The organism is Vibrio sp. D173a (assembly GCF_030248475.1).
On the sequence record NZ_JAHGAH010000063.1, the window covers coordinates 17,859 to 36,095 of the forward strand.

Sequence of the window (18,237 nt, forward strand, 5' to 3'; positions counted from 1 at the left end):
GGTTTATCTCCTCTGGTTGCCATAACTCCGAGCTCACTATGCTAAGTCCAAGGATAGGCGTCTTGAGCCAGTGACATACTGTCACAAGGGCATAATTGGAAATGATTATGCCTCCCGTGTTTGGAAAGGTGTTCCGTGGCGCAACAATTCGAAGACAAATTTCATCGTAAGTTCTATTACTTGCGTCTGTCTGTGACCGACGTATGTAATTTCAAATGTACCTATTGCCTTCCTGACGGCTACAAGCCATCGGGCAATAAAAACTCGTCTTTTCTATCTCTCCCTGAGATCAAACGTGTCGCAAAAGCGTTTGCAGATTGTGGTACCTCAAAGGTACGTATCACTGGTGGTGAGCCGAGTTTACGCAAAGACTTTACTGACATTATTCACTCAGTCGCAACCACGCCGGGTATCAAAAAAGTCGCCACAACGACGAATGGTTACCGCATGGCGAAGCAAGTTGCAGACTGGCGTGAAGCTGGCTTGACCAACATCAACGTAAGCGTGGATAGTTTAGACCCTCGCATGTTCCATCAAATCACTGGTGAAAATAAGTTCACCGAGGTGATGAATGGTATCGAACGCGCGTTCGAAGTAGGTTATGAGCAAGTCAAAGTCAACGTGGTGCTGATGAAAGACCTCAACCATAACGAGCTGCCTGCTTTCCTTAACTGGATAAAAGACCGTCCTATCCAACTGCGTTTCATTGAGTTAATGCAGACGGGAGAAATGGATGATCTGTTTGCTAAGCACCATGTCTCTGGTGTCGCTATTCGCAATCAATTAATTGCCAATGGTTGGTTACTTAAAGTTCGTTCTCACAACGATGGTCCTGCTCAAGTTTTCGTTCATCCAGATTACAAGGGTGAAATTGGCTTGATCATGCCGTACGAAAAAGACTTCTGTGAGAGCTGTAACCGACTTCGTGTATCGGCTATGGGTAAACTGCATTTATGCCTGTTTGGTGATCATGGCGTGGAATTGCGAGACCTGTTAGAACGTGACGAGCAAGAAAATGAATTGATTGAACGTATTCAAGCGCAACTGCAAACGAAATCCGTTAGTCACTTCTTGCACGATGGCAATACAGGTATGACGCCACATCTTGCGTCTATCGGCGGCTAACTCCAATCAGATTTTACATCGGGAGCTGACGTGGCTTCTGATGATTTTTCCAGAATCGATACCTTACGTATCAAAGCAAACTTAGAGAATAGGTGAACAAATGGGTCACGCTGAAAGCAAATTTCAACCTGCAAACATTGCCGTTCTAACGGTATCTGACACTCGTACTGAAGAAAACGACACTTCTGGTGGTTACCTAGTTGAACACGCGAAAGAAGCGGGTCACAACGTTGTTGATAAACAAATCGTTATCGATGACATGTACAAGATCCGTGCGATCGTTTCTCAGTGGATTGCTGACGAAAACGTACAAGCAATCATGATCACTGGCGGTACAGGTTTCACTTCACGTGACAGCACGCCAGAAGCACTTAAGCCGCTATTTGATAAAGAAGTAGAAGGCTTTGGAGAGTTGTTCCGCTTGGTTTCTTACGAAGAGATCGGTACTTCAACGATCCAATCTCGCGCAATTGCAGGCTTTGCTAACCACACGGTTATTTTCGCAATGCCAGGTTCTACTGGTGCGTGTCGTACAGGTTGGACAAAGATCATCAAGCAACAGCTAGATGCAAGTCACCGTCCTTGTAACTTCATGCCACACCTATCTGTATAACCTTTCCTAAAAGCGAAGGAAAAACAATGACCCAATTTACCCATATCAACGCGTCTGGCGAAGCTAACATGGTCGACGTGTCCGCAAAAGCGGAAACGGTACGTGAAGCGCGTGCTGAAGCGTTCGTGCACATGGCTCCAGAAACACTACAACTTATTGTTTCAGGTCAACACCACAAAGGTGATGTGTTTGCGACTGCTCGTATTGCTGGTATTCAAGCTGCTAAGAAAACATGGGATTTGATTCCTCTTTGTCATCCTCTGTTGCTTTCTAAGGTTGAAGTTCAACTGGAAGCTATCGAAGCAGAAAACAAGGTACGTATCGAATCTGTATGTAAGCTAGCGGGTAAAACAGGCGTGGAAATGGAAGCGCTGACGGCGGCTTCAGTGGCAGCTTTAACGATTTACGATATGTGTAAAGCGGTGCAGAAAGACATGGTTATTGAACAAGTTCGTCTACTAGAGAAGACGGGCGGTAAATCGGGTCACTTCAAGGCGGAATAATGATTAAAGTACTTTTCTTTGCTCAAACGCGTGAGCTTGTTGGTATCGATGGCCTAGAACTCGAAGAGCAGTTCAGCAATGTTGAAGCGATTCGTGCACATTTGGTCGAAACTGGTGCAGATAAAGAAGGCAAGTGGGATTTAGCGCTAGAGCCAGGTAAGTTACTGGCTGCGGTAAACCAGTCTATCGTACCTTTGGATACTGAAGTGAAAGCGGGCGACGAAGTTGCCTTCTTCCCACCAGTAACAGGGGGCTAATATGGATCCTCGCGTTTCTGTACAAGCTGAAGACTTTTCGGTTGATCAAGAATACCAACGTCTATCAGAAGGTACCGCCTCTGGTGCGGTAGTGACCTTCATCGGTAAAGTTCGTGATATGAACCTTGGCGACAACGTGATTGGTCTTCACCTAGAGCATTATCCGGGTATGACGGAGAAAAGCCTGAGCGACATCTGTGATGAGGCGGAATCACGTTGGCCTCTGCTAGGTGTTCGCGTTATTCACCGTGTTGGGGATCTCGACACGGGTGACCAAATTGTGTTTGTTGGTGTCTCTAGTGCACACCGTGGTGCGGCGTTTGATGCTTGTGAGTTCATCATGGACTTCCTAAAGACCAAAGCGCCATTTTGGAAGAAAGAGCGCACGACCAGTGAAAACCGCTGGATTGAGTCGCGTGATACCGATCATCAAGCTGCACAGCGCTGGGAAAAGTAGGGCAGTTTTTTATTCTGCTAACAACCCTTTCAAAGCCAGATGTTAATAACGTCTGGCTTTTTCTTTTTTTAGAGCTGAAACAGCCTATATTTCCTACTGTGATTTGCCTTCAAAATCACCACCTTTCCTTTCTTTCTTCTCTCGGTGACCTTGTTCACAATAAAAAATATCTAACGGAATATATGCAATTATTTATTAGACTCAATGTATCATAAATGTTAGCTTTTTTACATATATCTAGCATAAGATGCTATTAATAAGTTTGAAATTAGATTTATCGAAAGTTTCACCTGTCAAATAAGCGAGTGAATCAGTATTTCTCTATTCAATACTTTCATTGCGGTATTTATTGCTAAATATGTGCACTATTTACAGAATTATTAGTTTTTTTGCTACCTCTTTATGGCAAATTACTTCAATGGTTGCTAATGTGTGCCGCAGTCTTTGTAAGGTTTTAGAATTTCGTGCTCAAAAAGTGCACTAAAAACTTCTAAAATACTGACCGTTCCAGTCCCTTGCAGAGAAGTCATGGATGCTAATGAAAAACTTGGAGTTTTACGCATGTACAAGAATAAAATCACCAAAGCCCTTCTTCTAGGTGCTGGTCTGGCAGTGGCTGCCTCTTCTACTACCGCTTTCGCTGCTGACGTTCCGGCAGGCACTAAACTAGCTGAAAAACAAGAAATCGTTCGTGGTAACGGTACTGAAGTTGCAACAATTGACCCGCATAAATCTCAAGGTGTTCCTGAATCACATGTGATTCGTGATCTTCTTGAAGGCTTAGTGAACCAAAATGCAGACGGCGACACTATCCCTGGTGTAGCTGAGAGCTGGGAAACCTCAGACAACAAAACTTTCACTTTTCACCTGCGCAAAGACGCTAAATGGTCTAACGGCGATCCTGTAACAGCACAAGATTTCGTATACAGCTGGCAGCGTGCAGTCGATCCTGCGACCGCTTCGCCATACTCTTGGTACATGGAATACACCAAGATGAAAAACGCGAAAGACATCGTTGCGGGTAAAAAAGACAAAAGCGAGCTAGGTGTTAAAGCGACTGACGACCACACTTTGGTGGTTGAACTAGACACAGCGGTTCCTTACTTTGTAATGATGGCTGGTCACACAACAATGAAACCAGTACACAAAGCGACAGTTGAGAAGTTTGGTGATCAATGGACGAAACCAGAAAACTTCGTAGGTAACGGCGCTTATGTGGTAAATAACTGGGTTGTGAACGAGCGTCTAGAGCTTGTTCGTAACAACGAATACTGGGATAACGACAAAACCGTTATCAACAAAGTAACGTACCTTCCAATCGAAAACGGCGTTGCTGAAATGAACCGTTTCCTATCTGGTGAAATTGATTTCACGTCTAAACTGCCTACAGAGCACTTTAAGCGTCTGAAGAAAGAGCACCCAGAGTCAGTATCGGTTGAAGGTAGCCTGTGTACTTACTACTACTCATTCAATACTAAGAAAGAACCATTCAACGACGTTCGCGTTCGTAAAGCGATTTCTTACGCTATCGACCGTAACATCGTAGCAAACGCAATTCTTGGTCAAGGTCAGAAGCCTGCTTACTTCCTAACGCCTGAAATTACAGCGCATTTCAACCCTGAGCTACCAGCTTACGGCAAGATGACGCAAAAAGAGCGTAATGCAGAAGCGGCACGCCTATTGGCTGAAGCGGGTTACAGTAAAGACAACCCACTTAAATTCTCTCTTCTATACAACACGGATGAGAACCACAAGAAACTAGCAGTAGCACTTGGTTCTATGTGGAAGAAAACTCTAGGTCTAGACGTAACGCTAGAAAACCAAGAGTGGAAAACTTACCTATCTACGAAAGACCAAGGTGATTTCGAAGTAGCACGCGCAGGTTGGTGTGGCGACTACAACGAAGCATCTTCATTCCTAACCCTTATGGTTAGCTCGAACACAACTGGTGGCCAGCACTGGGGTAACAAAGAGTACGATGCTTTGATCGACAAAGCGATCAAATCGACTTCAGAAGAAGAGCGTACCAAGATCTACCTAGAAGCTGAACAACTGATGGCGAAAGATATGCCTATCGCGCCTATTTACCAGTACGTTCGTTCTCGTCTACTAAACCCGCACGTTGGTGGTTTCCCTGCTAACAACGCGGAAGAAAAGATCTACACCAAAGATCTTTACATCAAAGCCGACTAATTAAAGTCGCTTCAAGACTATAAGAATAAGGCCCACACGTCCCAAGAAAGGGACGTGCGGTGCCTATCATCAATTTTTTAACTGTCACAGACTGAAAGAGTGAGTTTATGCTTAAATTCATCGCAAAAAGGATATTTGAGGCGATCCCAACAATGTTGGTTTTGATCACCGTATCTTTCTTTCTTATGCGTTTCGCACCGGGTAACCCATTCTCGAGCGAGCGTCCATTACCACCAGAAGTTATGGCGAACATTGAAGCTAAATACGGTCTAGATAAGCCCGTGTTTGAACAGTACACCACGTACTTGACTAATGTTGTCCAAGGCGACTTTGGTCCTTCATTCAAATACTTAGATTACACAGTAAACGAGCTAATCTCGGTAGCACTGCCAGTATCGGCGAAGGTGGGTTTCATTGCCTTTATCTTCACGGTCATTCTGGGGGTGACGATCGGGACCATAGCCGCGCTCAAACAAAACTCTTGGCTAGACTACACCATTATGTCTACTGCGATGCTTGGGGTCGTAATGCCATCCTTCGTACTAGCGCCTGCTCTGATCTACTTGTTCTCGCTCCACTGGAATTTATTCCCTGCTGGTGGTTGGCATGATGGCTCATGGCAATATTTGGTGCTGCCAGTAATCGCAATGTCACTGCTTTATGTCGCCACGTTTGCTCGTATCACTCGTGGTTCAATGATCGAAACATTGAACAGTAACTTTATCCGTACTGCCCGTGCGAAAGGTCTAAGCTACCGTTACATCATCCTGAAACACGCATTAAAACCAGCCCTGCTTCCTGTAGTGTCTTACATGGGACCTGCGTTTGTCGGCATTATCACTGGCTCGGTAGTTGTTGAGACCATCTTTGGTCTGCCAGGTATTGGTAAGTTGTTTGTAAACGCAGCCTTCAACCGTGACTACTCGCTAGTAATGGGTGTAACCATTTTGATTGGTTTCCTATTCATCTTGTTCAACGCTATCGTTGATATTCTGCTAGCAATGATTGACCCGAAAATTCGCTACTAACAGGGAAGTATGGTTATGTTAACGAAAAAAGAGAATCTTGAAGCGGTCGAGAAATTTGCAGAGAACCTGGAAGTTGAAGGCCGTAGTTTATGGCAAGACGCCCGTATCCGCTTTATGCGTAACAAAGCGGCGATGGTGAGCTTGTTCATTCTTACATTGATGACCCTTGCGGTAATCTTCCTGCCAATGTTGGCACCTTACACATTTGATGATACAGACTGGTACGCAATGCACGTCGGCCCAAGTGCTGAGCACTGGTTCGGTACTGACAGCTTAGGTCGTGACCTTTATGTACGTACGCTAATTGGCGGTCGTATCTCTCTGATGGTAGGTGTTCTAGGTGCATTGGTTGCGGTTGTGATTGGTACGCTTTACGGTGCAGCTTCTGGCTTCATCGGCGGTAAAGTTGACCGTATCATGATGCGTATTCTTGAAATCCTATACGCGGTTCCGTTCATGTTCCTAGTTATCGTACTGGTAACATTCTTCGGTCGTAACATTGTTCTTATCTTCGTCGCTATCGGTGCTATCGCATGGCTAGATATGGCTCGTATCGTACGTGGTCAAACGCTAAGTCTACGTAGTAAAGAATTTATTGAAGCGGCACACGTTTGTGGTGTGAGCAAGTGGAAGATCATCACTCGCCACATCGTTCCAAACGTACTGGGTATCGTAGCGGTTTACTCAACACTACTTATCCCAAGCATGATTCTTACTGAATCATTCCTTTCATTCCTTGGTCTTGGTGTACAGGAACCAATGACAAGTTGGGGCGCACTTCTACAAGAAGGTTCGCAAACAATGGAAGTGGCAATCTGGCAGCTGGCGTTCCCAGCAGCATTCATGGTTGTGACTCTATTCTGCTTCAACTACGTTGGTGACGGTCTGCGCGATGCGCTGGATCCAAAAGACAGATAATTAAAAATAGAAAGAATAAAGGAAGCAATGATGAGTTTATTAGATGTCAAAGATCTGCGCGTCGAATTTACCACGCAAGATGGTATCGTAACCGCAGTAAACGATTTGAACTTCTCTCTGAATCAAGGAGAGACCCTAGGTATCGTAGGTGAGTCTGGTTCAGGTAAGTCACAAACTGTATTCGCAATCATGGGTCTACTGGCTAAGAACGGTATTATCTCTGGTAGTGCGAAATTCGAAGGGAATGAGATTCTTAACCTTCCAGAAAAAGAGCTGAACAAGGTTCGTGCGGAACAGATCGCTATGATCTTCCAAGACCCGATGACGTCTCTTAACCCATACATGAAAGTGAGCGATCAGCTGATGGAAGTACTGATGCTGCACAAAGGTATGGGTAAAGCAGAAGCGTTTGAAGAATCAGTGCGTATGCTTGAGGCAGTAAAAATCCCAGAAGCTCGTAAGCGTATCACCATGTACCCACACGAGTTCTCAGGCGGTATGCGTCAGCGTGTAATGATCGCAATGGCACTACTGTGTCGTCCAAAACTGCTTATTGCGGATGAGCCAACGACGGCATTGGACGTTACGGTTCAAGCGCAGATCATGGATCTGCTGAACGAACTGAAATCTGAGTTCAACACTGCAATCATCATGATCACGCACGACCTTGGTGTCGTAGCGGGTTCATGTGACAAAGTGCTAGTGATGTACGCAGGTCGTACCATGGAGTACGGCACGGTGAACGAAATCTTCTACAACCCAAGCCACCCTTACGCGGAAGGTCTATTGAAGGCGATTCCTCGTCTGGATACAGAAGGCGAGATTCTACCAACTATTCCTGGTAACCCGCCTAACTTGCTTCGTCTACCACCTGGCTGTCCTTACCAAGATCGCTGCCACCGTGTGATGGATCGTTGTAAGCGTGAAGCACCAATTCTGACGCCGTTTGGTGATGGCCGTCAGCGTGCATGTTTTTCTGAATGGGAGGCTTGGAGCAAATGAGTACAGACAAAAAACTAATTCTGGATGTATCTGATCTGAAAGTTCACTTCAGCATTGCATCAAAATCCGCATGGCCTTGGGCAAAACCTTCAAGCCTAAAAGCGGTAGACGGCGTAAACGTTCGCCTTTACGAAGGTGAAACTCTTGGGGTAGTCGGTGAGTCTGGTTGTGGTAAATCGACGTTTGCTCGCGCGATCATTGGTTTGGTTGAAGCAACAGATGGCGAAGTCGTTTGGTTAGGCCAAGATCTAACGAAGATGAAAGACGTCCAACGCCGTGAAACGCGCAAAGAAATCCAAATGATTTTCCAAGATCCTTTGGCTTCTTTGAACCCGCGTATGACAGTCGGCGACATCATCGCTGAACCGCTAGAGACGTTCTACCCAGAACTGACTAAGCAAGAAGTAAAAGACCGCGTTAAAGAGATGATGGCGAAGGTAGGTCTGCTGCCAAACGTTATCAACCGCTACCCACATGAGTTCTCAGGTGGTCAGTGTCAGCGTATTGGTATCGCTCGTGCGCTTATTCTAAAGCCGAAGATGATCATCTGTGACGAACCGGTATCAGCACTGGACGTATCGATTCAAGCTCAGGTGGTTAACCTACTGAAAGAGCTTCAGAAAGAGCTTGGTCTTTCATTAGTATTTATCGCGCACGATTTGTCAGTGGTGAAACACATCTCTGACCGCGTACTGGTTATGTACCTAGGTAACGCTGTTGAGTTGGGTGAAGCGGAGGCATTGTTTGCCGATCCAAAACATCCATACACACGTGCATTGATGTCGGCAGTTCCAATTCCTGATCCGGAAATTGAACGCAGCAAGAAGATTCAGATGCTAGAAGGTGATCTACCATCACCAATTAGTCCTCCTTCTGGTTGTGTGTTCCGTACCCGTTGTCCACAAGCAACAGAAGAGTGTGCGAAGACTAAGCCACACATCGAAGGTTCAGACGTTCACGCAGTATCTTGTCTACACGTAGCAGTGTAATTAAATTCGGCCTGTGACGGGCTTAAGCGCGGCTCCTTTTTATAGGGTCGCGCTTTTTTTATGCCTACGATTTCTCTTAGTTTTAGTTCATTCGAAATTCTTGAACAAGATGGACTAAATGGGCGGATTCTAAGCTGTACATGAAGCGCTAATATAGTAGAAAACAGAATATGAGGAGAGCAGTCATGGGTAAGTTAGTTGAAGGCGTTTGGCACGACGTATGGTACGAAACTAAATCAAGCGGTGGTAAGTTTGTTCGTGAAGATGCAGGCTTTCGCAATTGGATAAAGAACAAACCTGATGCAACGTTCCAGCCAGAGTCGGGCCGTTACCATTTGTATGTTTCACTCGCTTGTCCGTGGGCGCATCGCACACTGATCTTCCGTAAAATCAAGGGCTTGGAAAAGCACATTGACGTCACCGTTGTGTGTCCAGATATGCTCAGTGAAGGCTGGCAGATAGGACTACCAGAGCCACTGTTTGGCCATACTCGAATGTACCAAATTTACACTCAAGCCAAGTCTGATTACACAGGTCGCGTTACTGTTCCGGTTTTATGGGATAAAAAGACCAACACGATCGTATCGAATGAATCGTCTGAAATCATCCGCATGTTTAACTCTGAGTTCAATGAGTTAACGGGTAATCACGATGATTATTACCCAGAACAACTTCAAAGTGTGATTGATGAGTGGAACGACTACATCTATCCAAACGTGAATAACGGTGTTTACCGCTGCGGATTTGCGACAACGCAAGAGGCGTATGAAGAGGCGTTTGATTCATTGTTTGCCGCTCTGGATAAAATCGATGCACACCTTGCGACGCATCGCTATCTAGCGGGCAATACAATCACCGAAGCCGACTGGCGGTTGTTTACCACTCTGGTGCGTTTTGACGCCGTGTATGTAGGTCACTTTAAGTGTAATAAACAGCGCATTGCGGATTACGCAAATATTCAAGGCTATTTGAAAGAGCTTTTTCAAGTGGAAGGAGTAGCAGAGACTACCGACTTCTACCACATTAAGCGTCACTACTACTTCAGTCATACGGGAATCAACCCGACGCAAGTTGTACCCAAAGGTCCTGAGTTAGATTTGGATTCACCCCATGACCGAGATTTAATCTAACTTCAGGTTCTCCGAGAAAAGTACCATTTTATGTGCTGCTCCGTATTAATTTGTTCGAACACAAAGTGAAAAAAAACCTCGCCGTGGCGAGGTTTTTTGCATTCAGAAAAGTGCAGTTAATTAGTTAACTGCTTTTTCGCGAGCTTGGTCAGCTTGATCCGCCTGAATCGCAGTTAGAGCAACTGTGTACACGATATCATCTACTAGTGCACCGCGAGATAGATCGTTTACAGGCTTACGCATACCTTGCAGCATAGGACCGATAGATACTAGGTCTGCTGAACGTTGTACCGCTTTGTAAGTTGTGTTACCAGTGTTTAGGTCTGGGAATACGAATACAGTCGCTTTACCTGCTACTGGAGAGTTAGGCGCTTTAGAAGCTGCCACGTTTTCCATGATCGCTGCGTCGTACTGTAGAGGACCGTCGATCACTAGATCTGGACGTTTCTCTTGAGCAATCTTAGTTGCTTCACGTACTTTATCTACGTCTGCACCCTTACCAGATTCACCAGTAGAGTAAGAGATCATAGCAACGCGAGGGTCGATACCAAATGCCGCTGCAGAGTCAGCTGATTGGATCGCGATTTCAGCAAGCTGTTCAGCTGTTGGATCTGGGTTGATCGCACAGTCACCGTAAACCAGTACTTGGTCAGGTAGCAGCATGAAGAATACAGAAGATACGATAGACGCATCAGGTGCAGTCTTGATGATTTGGAACGGAGGAACGATAGTGTTTGCTGTGGTGTGAACCGCACCAGAAACTAGACCGTCTACTTCGTCGTTCTCAAGCATCATTGTGCCAAGGAATACTGAATCTTGTAGTTTCTCGCGAGCAACAACTTCAGTCATGCCTTTCGCACCACGTAGCTCAACTAGACGAGCAACGTAGTTTTCACGAACTTCATCAGAGTTGATGATAGTTACGCCAGCACCTAGTGTTACGCCTTGCTGCTCTGCAACGCGACGGATTTCGTCTGGGTTACCTAGAAGCACACACTCCGCGATGCCGCGCTCAGCACAGATAGCCGCAGCTTTAACTGTGCGTGGCTCGTCACCTTCAGGAAGAACGATACGCTTGCCAGCTTTACGAGCTAACTCAGTTAGCTGGTAACGGAATGCTGGTGGGCTTAGGCGACGAGACTTTTGAGTACCCTCAGTCATAGACTCGATCCAGTTACCGTCGATGTGACCGGCAACGTGCTCGTTGATGAACTCGATACGCTCTTTATCGTCTGCAGGAACTTCGATAGAGAAGCTCTGTAGGTTTAGAGAAGTCTGCCAAGTGTTACCTTGTGCTTTGAAGATCGGTAGACCCGTTTCAAATGCTGGCTTACATAGACCTGCAATCTCTTCAGGAATGTCGTAACCGCCAGTTAGAAGTACTGCACCGATATCAACACCGTTCATTGCTGCAAGTGCTGCTGCAACGATTACGTCTGGACGGTCTGCAGAAGTAACAAGTAGAGAACCTGGTTTGAAGTGCTCAATCATGTTTGGCAGAGAACGTGCACAGAAAGTGATGCTCTTAATACGACGAGTCGCAATGTCACCTTCGTTGATGATGTCAGCATTTAGGTGCTGAGCCATATCGATTGCACGAGTAGCGATAAGATCGATGCTCCATGGCACGCAACCTAGTACACGAATTGGAGAAGTGTTGAAGATTTCCATCACTTTCATTTCGTTTTGCTGGGCGCTGTCTGCATCGTCGAAGATTTCAGATAGGTCAGGGCGAGTACGGCCAGCTTCGTCAACAGGCGCGTTTAGCTTGTTGATGATTACGCCAGAGATGTTCTTGTTCTTAGTACCACCGAAGTTAGAACATGCTACTTCGATGCGCTCTTTAAGTTGAGCTGGGTTATCTGTACCAGGAGTTGCAACAAGAACGATTTCCGCACCTAGAGTTGCAGCGATTTCTGCGTTCACTTGGTTAGCGAATGGGTGCTTACGAGTTGGTACTAGACCTTCGATAAGCGTTACGTCTGCATCTTTGTTGATCTGGTTGTAACGCTCAACAACAGTTTCTAGCAGCTCGTCCATGTTGTCGTTACCAATTAGGCTTTCAGCAACAGACATCGCTAGTGGTTGACCGATCTTCATATCGCTGTTGTAGCCAACGATAGTTGAAGTTAGATCTGGTTGATCACCGCCAGAACGTGGCTGTGAAATTGGTTTGTAGAAAGAAACCTTAACGCCTTTGCGCTCCATTGCGCGAAGAACACCCATGCTTACGCTAGTTAGACCAACACCAGCACTTGCAGGGATAAGCATAATAGTACGAGACATTCGTAGAGTACCTTTAGCTATTGGGGGATAAAAGCTCAACTCTTATTCCATGAATAATTCAGAGAATAGGAGTTAAGCCCCTAAGAAATTCTTTTGGAAGAAAAACTGGCTAGCCGAGTGGCTAGCCAGTTAAATCTATTAAAGACCTGCTAGGCGTGCAGTGTCTTCAGCAATTACTAGCTCTTCGTTAGTAGAGATAACCATTGCTGGGATACGGCTGTTAGCTGTAGTGATAGTGCCTTCGCCGCCGAAACGTGCTTTAAGGTTAGCTTCACCATCAACTTCGATACCGAAGATACCTAGACGGTTTAGAACCATTTCACGGATAGGGCCAGAGTTCTCACCGATACCGCCAGTGAAAGTGATTGCGTCTAGACGACCTTCCATAGAAGCTGTGTAACCCGCTACGTACTTAGCTAGACGGTGACAGAACACGTCCATTGCACGTGTTGCTTCTTCTTTCTCACCGTAGTTGTCTTCAACGAAACGACAGTCAGAAGTCACTTCAGTTAGACCAGCAAGGCCAGACTCTTTAGTTAGCATGTTGTTGATTTGTTCAACAGAGTAACCTAGAGCGTCGTGTAGGTGGAATACGATAGCTGGGTCGATATCACCACAACGAGTACCCATTACTAGACCTTCAAGAGGAGTAAGACCCATAGAAGTGTCTACAGATTGACCGTTCTTGATTGCACAAACAGAAGCACCGTTACCTAGGTGACAGTTGATGATGTTTACTTCTTCAACTGGTTTGTTTAGTAGGCCTGCAACTTCACGAGTGATGAATAGGTGTGAAGTACCGTGCATGCCGTAACGACGGATACCGTGCTCTTTGTATAGTTTGTATGGAAGAGCGTATAGGAAAGACTCTTCAGGCATAGTTTGGTGGAACGCAGTGTCGAATACAGCAACGTTTTGAAGCTCTGGGAAGTTGTGCTTAGCAGCTTCGATACCGATGATGTGCGCTGGGTTGTGAAGCGGTGCGAAAGTCGCAGCGTCTTGAATACCTTTTAGTACGTCATCAGTGATCAGTGCAGATTGAGTGAACTGCTCACCACCGTGTACGATACGGTGACCGATAGCGCCTAGGTTAGCTTTAAGCTCTGGCTTAGAAGCAAGAATAGTTTCAACCATGAACGCTAGTGCTTCTTCGTGTGCTGCACCGTTACCTAGTTGAGCTTCGTGTTTACCGTCAAGTTTCCACTTGATACGTGCTTCAGGAAGGTGAAGACATTCAGCAAGACCTGATAGGTGCTCTGCACCTGTTTCTGCATCAACAACAGCAAATTTAAGAGAAGAACTACCGCAGTTTAAAACTAAAACTAGCTTAGACATGTGTGACTACCTGTTATTCGTCTGATCAAAATCAGTTAAAGGATGAAAAATTAATCACAAGAATAGACGATACCGCCAAGGGTGCGTACTAATCTTGGTCAAAAATTGTTCTAATTCCGTATAAATGAATAGTGATGAACCCATCCACCACTATGAAGCGATCCGTGCAGAATAAAATCTCGGAGTTGCTTAAATTGTAAATAACAGCAACAATGAGATTGAGGGTCTGCAAAGGATAGCGATAATAAGCAATGATAACAAAAAAATTTTGAAAGAATATTAACTTTCATCAATTTTTTGCGCCTTCAGTTGAAATGTTCAACTATTTTTTAGTGAGAGAGCGGTATGAGCAAACAAGTCGGATTGATCCATAGCCTGAAAGACGGCCAAAGTTACATGGAGATCTGGCCGGTTCGTAAAGAGCTGAACGCCATTTTTCCCGAACAACGCATTATTAAAGCAACGCGTTTTGGCATTAAAGTGATGCCAGCGGTCGCAGCGATCAGTGTGCTCACTCAAATGGCTTTCAATAACTATGATGCACTGCCTCAAGCCATCGTAGTTGCATTGTTCGCAATCAGTATGCCTCTGCAAGGTATGTGGTGGCTGGGCAGTCGTTCCAACACCAAACTGCCCCCTGCATTAGCGTCTTGGTATCGCGAACTGCACCAAAAAATCACTGAAACAGGATTTGCGCTCGAGCCAGTCAAAGCGCGCCCGCGATACAAAGAGCTTGCAGTCATCCTGAACCGTGCATTCCGTCAATTAGACAAAACGGCACTCGAACGTTGGTTCTAGACCCGAAAAAACCACAATTACTGGAATGGAGTGTGCAAATGCCACTCCATTTTTTATACCCGTACTTCTGACTTCACTCCTTTCTAATTTGCAATAACCGCCTTTCGTACCGATTGCGAGAACACAAATGTTATATTGTTGTTAAGTCTTGCTTTTCTTTCCCGAGAGTTAGCGTTAATAATGAAAAATAGATGCACAAAAAGTGCCCTGATTGCTAAGCAAGACATCATGTACGAACCGATCGACATTAACGCGCTAGATTTCAAAGAGTGGGTGGATGATGCACGAGCAAAAGCACCATTTGCCTACCAACTGTCTCAACTGAGTCAATTAGATAGTCATGATGTCGCCCGTTTTTTGACGATTTTGAATGGCGTTAAGGAAAAAATGCGCCTTGCATTGGGTTTGATCATGACTTAAGTCGGCACGCCATGCCTTTATTATGGTAGTGAAGTTAGGTTGGAAGGCCGACAAGATCCTGATAACCGTCGTTGCTTTCCTTGGGAGCTGATTGAGGCTTCTGAGTGGTTGCCGATTTATCAAAAGTGGATAGGAATTCGCAAGCAATAGTTGTGGCATTTAACCTCGATGAATACGACCGAAATGTTAACCTTCCATTATGGCAAGTTGGCTTAAATGCAAAACAGTTGTATCAATTATTAGACAAAGGTGAAGTTGTAAATGGTGAACGTCATTTTTCTGTCAGCATCCCAGCAATGAACTTCAAAATATGGCAGATAGAGTGACTTCGAGCGCCTTCTTTATTAAAATTTATGAATGCATAAATATAAAACTATAAACAGCCCTTCGATGATCTAAGCTTTCGAAGGGCTTATATTATTAGAAACAATGGTGCTCAATGGGTAATAAAAGGCGATTTAGCCTCAAGTTTGTCATCTTCTTCCCACTCTTTTTATTCTGTGTTGTCATGCTGGTGACAGCAAAGAACTACTACGATGCGATGAATCGTTACATCACGCTAGAGTACTCTCAAGTTGACCGTGCCATCGATCGCGCAATCAAAGTATTGACCGCGTTGGACTACAGTTTTGTTAACTACTCGAATCCCGCGCACCCGCTATTTAAAGAACATAACCATATGGAAAAAAATGGCTTATGTTACGTATGGCCGATAGATGTTTTGTTATTAGAGCACAAACACTCAGGTGGGTTACCTGCAGTGGAGTTGAACTACATGATCGTGGGACAAAAATCGCTTTGCCAACCCGGCTCTAAGCTGTTTAAGTTGGCAGAAAAAAAAGCTGGCTTTGCACCATCTCTCTCTTTCCTTCATGACATTGAGTCCTATATCGTTGCGATTCATTACATTGATCAACGAGGCTACATCATCTCCTCGCCAGATACCTATGCTCAATATTTCTCTCAACAGCTGTGGGAGACGCTAAAGGCGAGACCATTCTGGCAAAAAACAGCTCAAGAGACGATGAAAGTGACCATGTCAGGCCCTGCGCCTATGTTAGACAGACATGATGGCCAAGTCGTAAGTTTAACCGTGCCCATTTATGAAAAAGATGAGCACCAAGGCGTGTTATCGATTGATTTCGATGTTGATGGGTTATTAAAAGCAAATGAAAACCTGGCAGGTAAGCTACACATCATTTCTGCTGTAATAGATGTTCCTGACAATGTGATGCGTTTAAAGCCGATAGAGCATGAGCGTTTGAGTGCTAATCACCGTATTTTCTACGAATACGACCTTTGGAGTGAATTGAAGAATCTATTGGCGTTCGAGAAGTACAGCGTCGCGGTAGCTTTCTTTATTTATGTTTTGAGCACAGTGGCATTGTTCCTAGTCAACACTCAAACAGAGCGTCGCTATTTCAAAGAGTTGGCTGCGAAAGACCCAATGACTGGGTTATTGAATCGACGTGGTATACAGGCTGTATGGCGCAATAAGATGACTAAAAAACACGTCGCGCTGGCGGTATTCGATATTGATGACTTTAAATCAATCAATGACACCCATGGACATGATGTGGGGGATGATGCGATTCGTTTGGTGGCAAACTGCATCCGAGACAATATTCGTCATTCAGATGCAGCATCACGCTTCGGTGGTGAAGAATTTGTACTTGCTATCTACGACGAAGATTTTGAAAGTATGCTTCGAATTTTAGAACGAGTAAGAAAGGCGATCGCTAAGAGTTCACGCAAGGTGGTTGCTGGTGGTTTTACCGTTTCTGGTGGGGTGGAGTTTAAGTCTGCTGCTCAACTGGAAAGCTTTGATGAGCTATTTAAGCTTGCCGATGAGAAGCTTTATGAAGCGAAAAGTACGGGCAAAAACAAAATTTGTCACTAGGACTAGCGAGCGATAGAAACACAAAAGGGCGAATTCATCGCCCTTTTTCTTATTCTTAATTCACTTTGCTCTCAAACTATCTCAACCACTATGCGACGCGAGATAGCAGCTCGTCGCGGTAACGTTGAATGTGCTCAACGATCGGTGCTGCCTTATTGAATGTACGAATTTCGCGGAACAACTCATTTGCTTCAGGGTAGGCTTGGCGTAGGTAAGAAAACCATTGCTTAACGCGGTTCGGATAATACAAACCTTTATCGCCTTTCATTTCAAACTGAGAGTAATAGATCAGCAGCTCGACAACTTCTGGCCAAGCCATTGGTTGCTGGTTGTGTTTCACCATGTTACCCAAGTTTGGAATATTGAATGCGCCACGACATACCATCAGAGAATTCACTCCTGTGGTCTCAATGCAGCGTTGGCCATCTTCGTAGTTCCAAATCTCGCCATTAGCGATGAGCGGGATAGAAAAACGATCACGGATCTGGGTAATGTATTCCCATTTGATTTCCGAGGCTTTGTAACCACCTTGCTTTGTTCGAGCGTGAACCGTCAGCTCATTTGCTCCAGCAGATTGAATCGCATCTACAATCTCGAAGCAGTCTTCAGGATTTTCCCAACCGAGACGAATTTTCGCAGTGACAGGAATATTGCTTGGTACGGCATCACGACATGCTTTTACGATGTTGTGAATGAACTCTGGATGCTGAAGAAGCGCAGCGCCACCTTTACTTTTGTTTACCAGTTTTGCCGGACAACCAAAGTTAAGATCAATACCACGAGCGCCCAGTTCCGCTGCTTTGACTGCGTTTTCTGCCATCCAATTCGGCTCTTGGCCAAGCAATTGAACATGAACAGGCACGCCAGATGCGGTCTGTGAGCCTTGAAGCAGCTCAGGACACAAACGATGGAATACGTGATCAGGTAATAGCTGATCGATGACTCGAACAAACTCTGTCACACACAGATCATAGTCGTTTATCTCGGTCAGGATTTGGCGCATTAAATGGTCCAAAACGCCTTCCATCGGGCCTAATACAACTCGCATAGCTTGCCTAATACAGTTTGGTGGTAAAAAGGAGGGCGATTGTAGCGATGTGAGGGAAGTTTGTCATTAAAAGACTCATCGATGCGGACACACATCAACTAGCATCCTATATACCCAAGTGACTTCAAGATGCTGGATTCAGAGCGTTGTCATTGATTCGAGGTCAAGGAAAACAACGCCGTGGAATAGCGAGCTCTTTCCAAGTTGTTTGAAGCAGAGATCGAGTCAATGACAC

At 45.2% G+C, this 18,237-nt stretch carries 16 protein-coding genes, 1 pseudogene and 1 riboswitch; of the genes and pseudogenes, 14 read left to right on the forward strand and 3 right to left on the reverse strand.

The features are described from left to right. Positions 1-13 precede the first annotated feature (13 nt). Positions 14-147, forward strand: a riboswitch (molybdenum cofactor riboswitch). From moaA to KIV40_RS07275, 11 genes are all read left to right on the forward strand, one after another. Next, entirely contained in the window at positions 136-1,125 is a 990-nt protein-coding gene (moaA, locus tag KIV40_RS07225; protein ID WP_285348497.1) for a GTP 3',8-cyclase MoaA, read from the forward strand. It overlaps the preceding riboswitch by 12 nt. 100 nt (positions 1,126-1,225) lie before the next feature. Then, on the forward strand, positions 1,226-1,738 hold the full coding sequence (gene moaB / locus KIV40_RS07230) for a molybdenum cofactor biosynthesis protein B (RefSeq protein WP_005433210.1): 513 nt from the start codon (positions 1,226-1,228) through the stop codon (positions 1,736-1,738). 26 nt (positions 1,739-1,764) lie between these two features. Beyond that, positions 1,765-2,241 (forward strand): cyclic pyranopterin monophosphate synthase MoaC, encoded by a 477-nt coding sequence (gene moaC, locus KIV40_RS07235; RefSeq protein WP_005439664.1) that lies wholly within the window; start codon positions 1,765-1,767, stop codon positions 2,239-2,241. Beyond that, complete coding sequence (gene moaD, locus KIV40_RS07240; RefSeq protein ID WP_134977429.1) at positions 2,241-2,498, forward strand: molybdopterin synthase sulfur carrier subunit; 258 nt, start codon at positions 2,241-2,243, stop codon at positions 2,496-2,498. Before moaC ends, moaD begins: the two co-directional genes overlap by 1 nt. A gap of 1 nt (position 2,499) precedes the next feature. After that, positions 2,500-2,955: a molybdopterin synthase catalytic subunit MoaE gene (gene moaE / locus KIV40_RS07245; protein WP_010645711.1), complete on the forward strand. Its 456-nt coding sequence runs from the start codon at positions 2,500-2,502 to the stop codon at positions 2,953-2,955. A gap of 561 nt (positions 2,956-3,516) precedes the next feature. Continuing rightward, positions 3,517-5,148 (forward strand): ABC transporter substrate-binding protein, encoded by a 1,632-nt coding sequence (locus KIV40_RS07250; protein ID WP_285348500.1) that lies wholly within the window; start codon positions 3,517-3,519, stop codon positions 5,146-5,148. 107 nt (positions 5,149-5,255) lie between these two features. Further along, complete coding sequence (gene oppB, locus KIV40_RS07255; protein WP_005433208.1) at positions 5,256-6,176, forward strand: oligopeptide ABC transporter permease OppB; 921 nt, start codon at positions 5,256-5,258, stop codon at positions 6,174-6,176. Positions 6,177-6,191: 15 nt separating this feature from the next. Beyond that, on the forward strand, positions 6,192-7,094 hold the full coding sequence (gene oppC / locus KIV40_RS07260; protein ID WP_005531413.1) for an oligopeptide ABC transporter permease OppC: 903 nt from the start codon (positions 6,192-6,194) through the stop codon (positions 7,092-7,094). A gap of 30 nt (positions 7,095-7,124) precedes the next feature. Then, a complete protein-coding gene (locus tag KIV40_RS07265; protein ID WP_010449362.1) occupies positions 7,125-8,096 on the forward strand; it encodes an ABC transporter ATP-binding protein in 972 nt (323 codons plus the stop codon). Continuing rightward, positions 8,093-9,085 carry a murein tripeptide/oligopeptide ABC transporter ATP binding protein OppF gene (oppF, locus tag KIV40_RS07270; RefSeq protein ID WP_282248865.1) on the forward strand — a complete coding sequence of 331 codons (993 nt, stop codon included), beginning with the start codon at positions 8,093-8,095 and terminating at the stop codon, positions 9,083-9,085. The genes KIV40_RS07265 and oppF overlap by 4 nt, the downstream gene beginning before the upstream one ends. A gap of 185 nt (positions 9,086-9,270) precedes the next feature. Continuing rightward, positions 9,271-10,215 carry a glutathione S-transferase family protein gene (locus KIV40_RS07275; protein WP_285348503.1) on the forward strand — a complete coding sequence of 315 codons (945 nt, stop codon included), beginning with the start codon at positions 9,271-9,273 and terminating at the stop codon, positions 10,213-10,215. Positions 10,216-10,335: 120 nt separating this feature from the next. Here KIV40_RS07275 and pta read toward each other — a convergent pair whose 3' ends face one another. Together pta and KIV40_RS07285 are read right to left on the reverse strand one after the other, a co-directional pair. Continuing rightward, on the reverse strand, positions 10,336-12,501 hold the full coding sequence (gene pta, locus KIV40_RS07280) for a phosphate acetyltransferase (protein ID WP_285348504.1): 2,166 nt from the start codon (positions 12,499-12,501) through the stop codon (positions 10,336-10,338). A gap of 138 nt (positions 12,502-12,639) precedes the next feature. After that, complete coding sequence (locus KIV40_RS07285) at positions 12,640-13,836, reverse strand: acetate kinase (protein ID WP_285348505.1); 1,197 nt, start codon at positions 13,834-13,836, stop codon at positions 12,640-12,642. Positions 13,837-14,181: 345 nt separating this feature from the next. Between KIV40_RS07285 and yfbV the strand changes: the two genes are divergently transcribed. From yfbV to KIV40_RS07300, 3 genes and pseudogenes are all read left to right on the forward strand, one after another. After that, positions 14,182-14,634: a terminus macrodomain insulation protein YfbV gene (gene yfbV / locus KIV40_RS07290; RefSeq protein ID WP_038889858.1), complete on the forward strand. Its 453-nt coding sequence runs from the start codon at positions 14,182-14,184 to the stop codon at positions 14,632-14,634. A gap of 204 nt (positions 14,635-14,838) precedes the next feature. Further along, positions 14,839-15,380, forward strand: a pseudogene (locus KIV40_RS07295) (alpha-amylase family glycosyl hydrolase); the annotation flags it as partial. Positions 15,381-15,493: 113 nt separating this feature from the next. Continuing rightward, positions 15,494-16,954 carry a diguanylate cyclase gene (locus tag KIV40_RS07300; protein ID WP_285348506.1) on the forward strand — a complete coding sequence of 487 codons (1,461 nt, stop codon included), beginning with the start codon at positions 15,494-15,496 and terminating at the stop codon, positions 16,952-16,954. Positions 16,955-17,042: 88 nt separating this feature from the next. Here the strand turns inward: KIV40_RS07300 and dusC are convergent, their stop codons facing one another. Next, positions 17,043-18,002, reverse strand: coding sequence for a tRNA dihydrouridine(16) synthase DusC (dusC, locus tag KIV40_RS07305; protein WP_285348507.1), 960 nt, complete (start codon positions 18,000-18,002; stop codon positions 17,043-17,045). Between the last annotated feature and the right edge of the window lie 235 nt (positions 18,003-18,237).

What these genes read in the sequence shown, in the direction of transcription:
- moaB (WP_005433210.1), top strand. Translation starts at nt 1,226, where the DNA reads ATGGGTCACGCTGAAAGCAAATTTCAACCTGCAAACATTGCCGTTCTA.
- moaC (WP_005439664.1), top strand. Translation starts at nt 1,765, where the DNA reads ATGACCCAATTTACCCATATCAACGCGTCTGGCGAAGCTAACATGGTC.
- moaD (WP_134977429.1), top strand. Translation starts at nt 2,241, where the DNA reads ATGATTAAAGTACTTTTCTTTGCTCAAACGCGTGAGCTTGTTGGTATC.
- moaE (WP_010645711.1), top strand. Translation starts at nt 2,500, where the DNA reads ATGGATCCTCGCGTTTCTGTACAAGCTGAAGACTTTTCGGTTGATCAA.
- KIV40_RS07250 (WP_285348500.1), top strand. Translation starts at nt 3,517, where the DNA reads ATGTACAAGAATAAAATCACCAAAGCCCTTCTTCTAGGTGCTGGTCTG.
- oppB (WP_005433208.1), top strand. Translation starts at nt 5,256, where the DNA reads ATGCTTAAATTCATCGCAAAAAGGATATTTGAGGCGATCCCAACAATG.
- oppC (WP_005531413.1), top strand. Translation starts at nt 6,192, where the DNA reads ATGTTAACGAAAAAAGAGAATCTTGAAGCGGTCGAGAAATTTGCAGAG.
- KIV40_RS07265 (WP_010449362.1), top strand. Translation starts at nt 7,125, where the DNA reads ATGAGTTTATTAGATGTCAAAGATCTGCGCGTCGAATTTACCACGCAA.
- oppF (WP_282248865.1), top strand. Translation starts at nt 8,093, where the DNA reads ATGAGTACAGACAAAAAACTAATTCTGGATGTATCTGATCTGAAAGTT.
- KIV40_RS07275 (WP_285348503.1), top strand. Translation starts at nt 9,271, where the DNA reads ATGGGTAAGTTAGTTGAAGGCGTTTGGCACGACGTATGGTACGAAACT.
- pta (WP_285348504.1), bottom strand. Translation starts at nt 12,501, where the DNA reads ATGTCTCGTACTATTATGCTTATCCCTGCAAGTGCTGGTGTTGGTCTA.
- KIV40_RS07285 (WP_285348505.1), bottom strand. Translation starts at nt 13,836, where the DNA reads ATGTCTAAGCTAGTTTTAGTTTTAAACTGCGGTAGTTCTTCTCTTAAA.
- yfbV (WP_038889858.1), top strand. Translation starts at nt 14,182, where the DNA reads ATGAGCAAACAAGTCGGATTGATCCATAGCCTGAAAGACGGCCAAAGT.
- KIV40_RS07300 (WP_285348506.1), top strand. Translation starts at nt 15,494, where the DNA reads ATGGGTAATAAAAGGCGATTTAGCCTCAAGTTTGTCATCTTCTTCCCA.
- dusC (WP_285348507.1), bottom strand. Translation starts at nt 18,002, where the DNA reads ATGCGAGTTGTATTAGGCCCGATGGAAGGCGTTTTGGACCATTTAATG.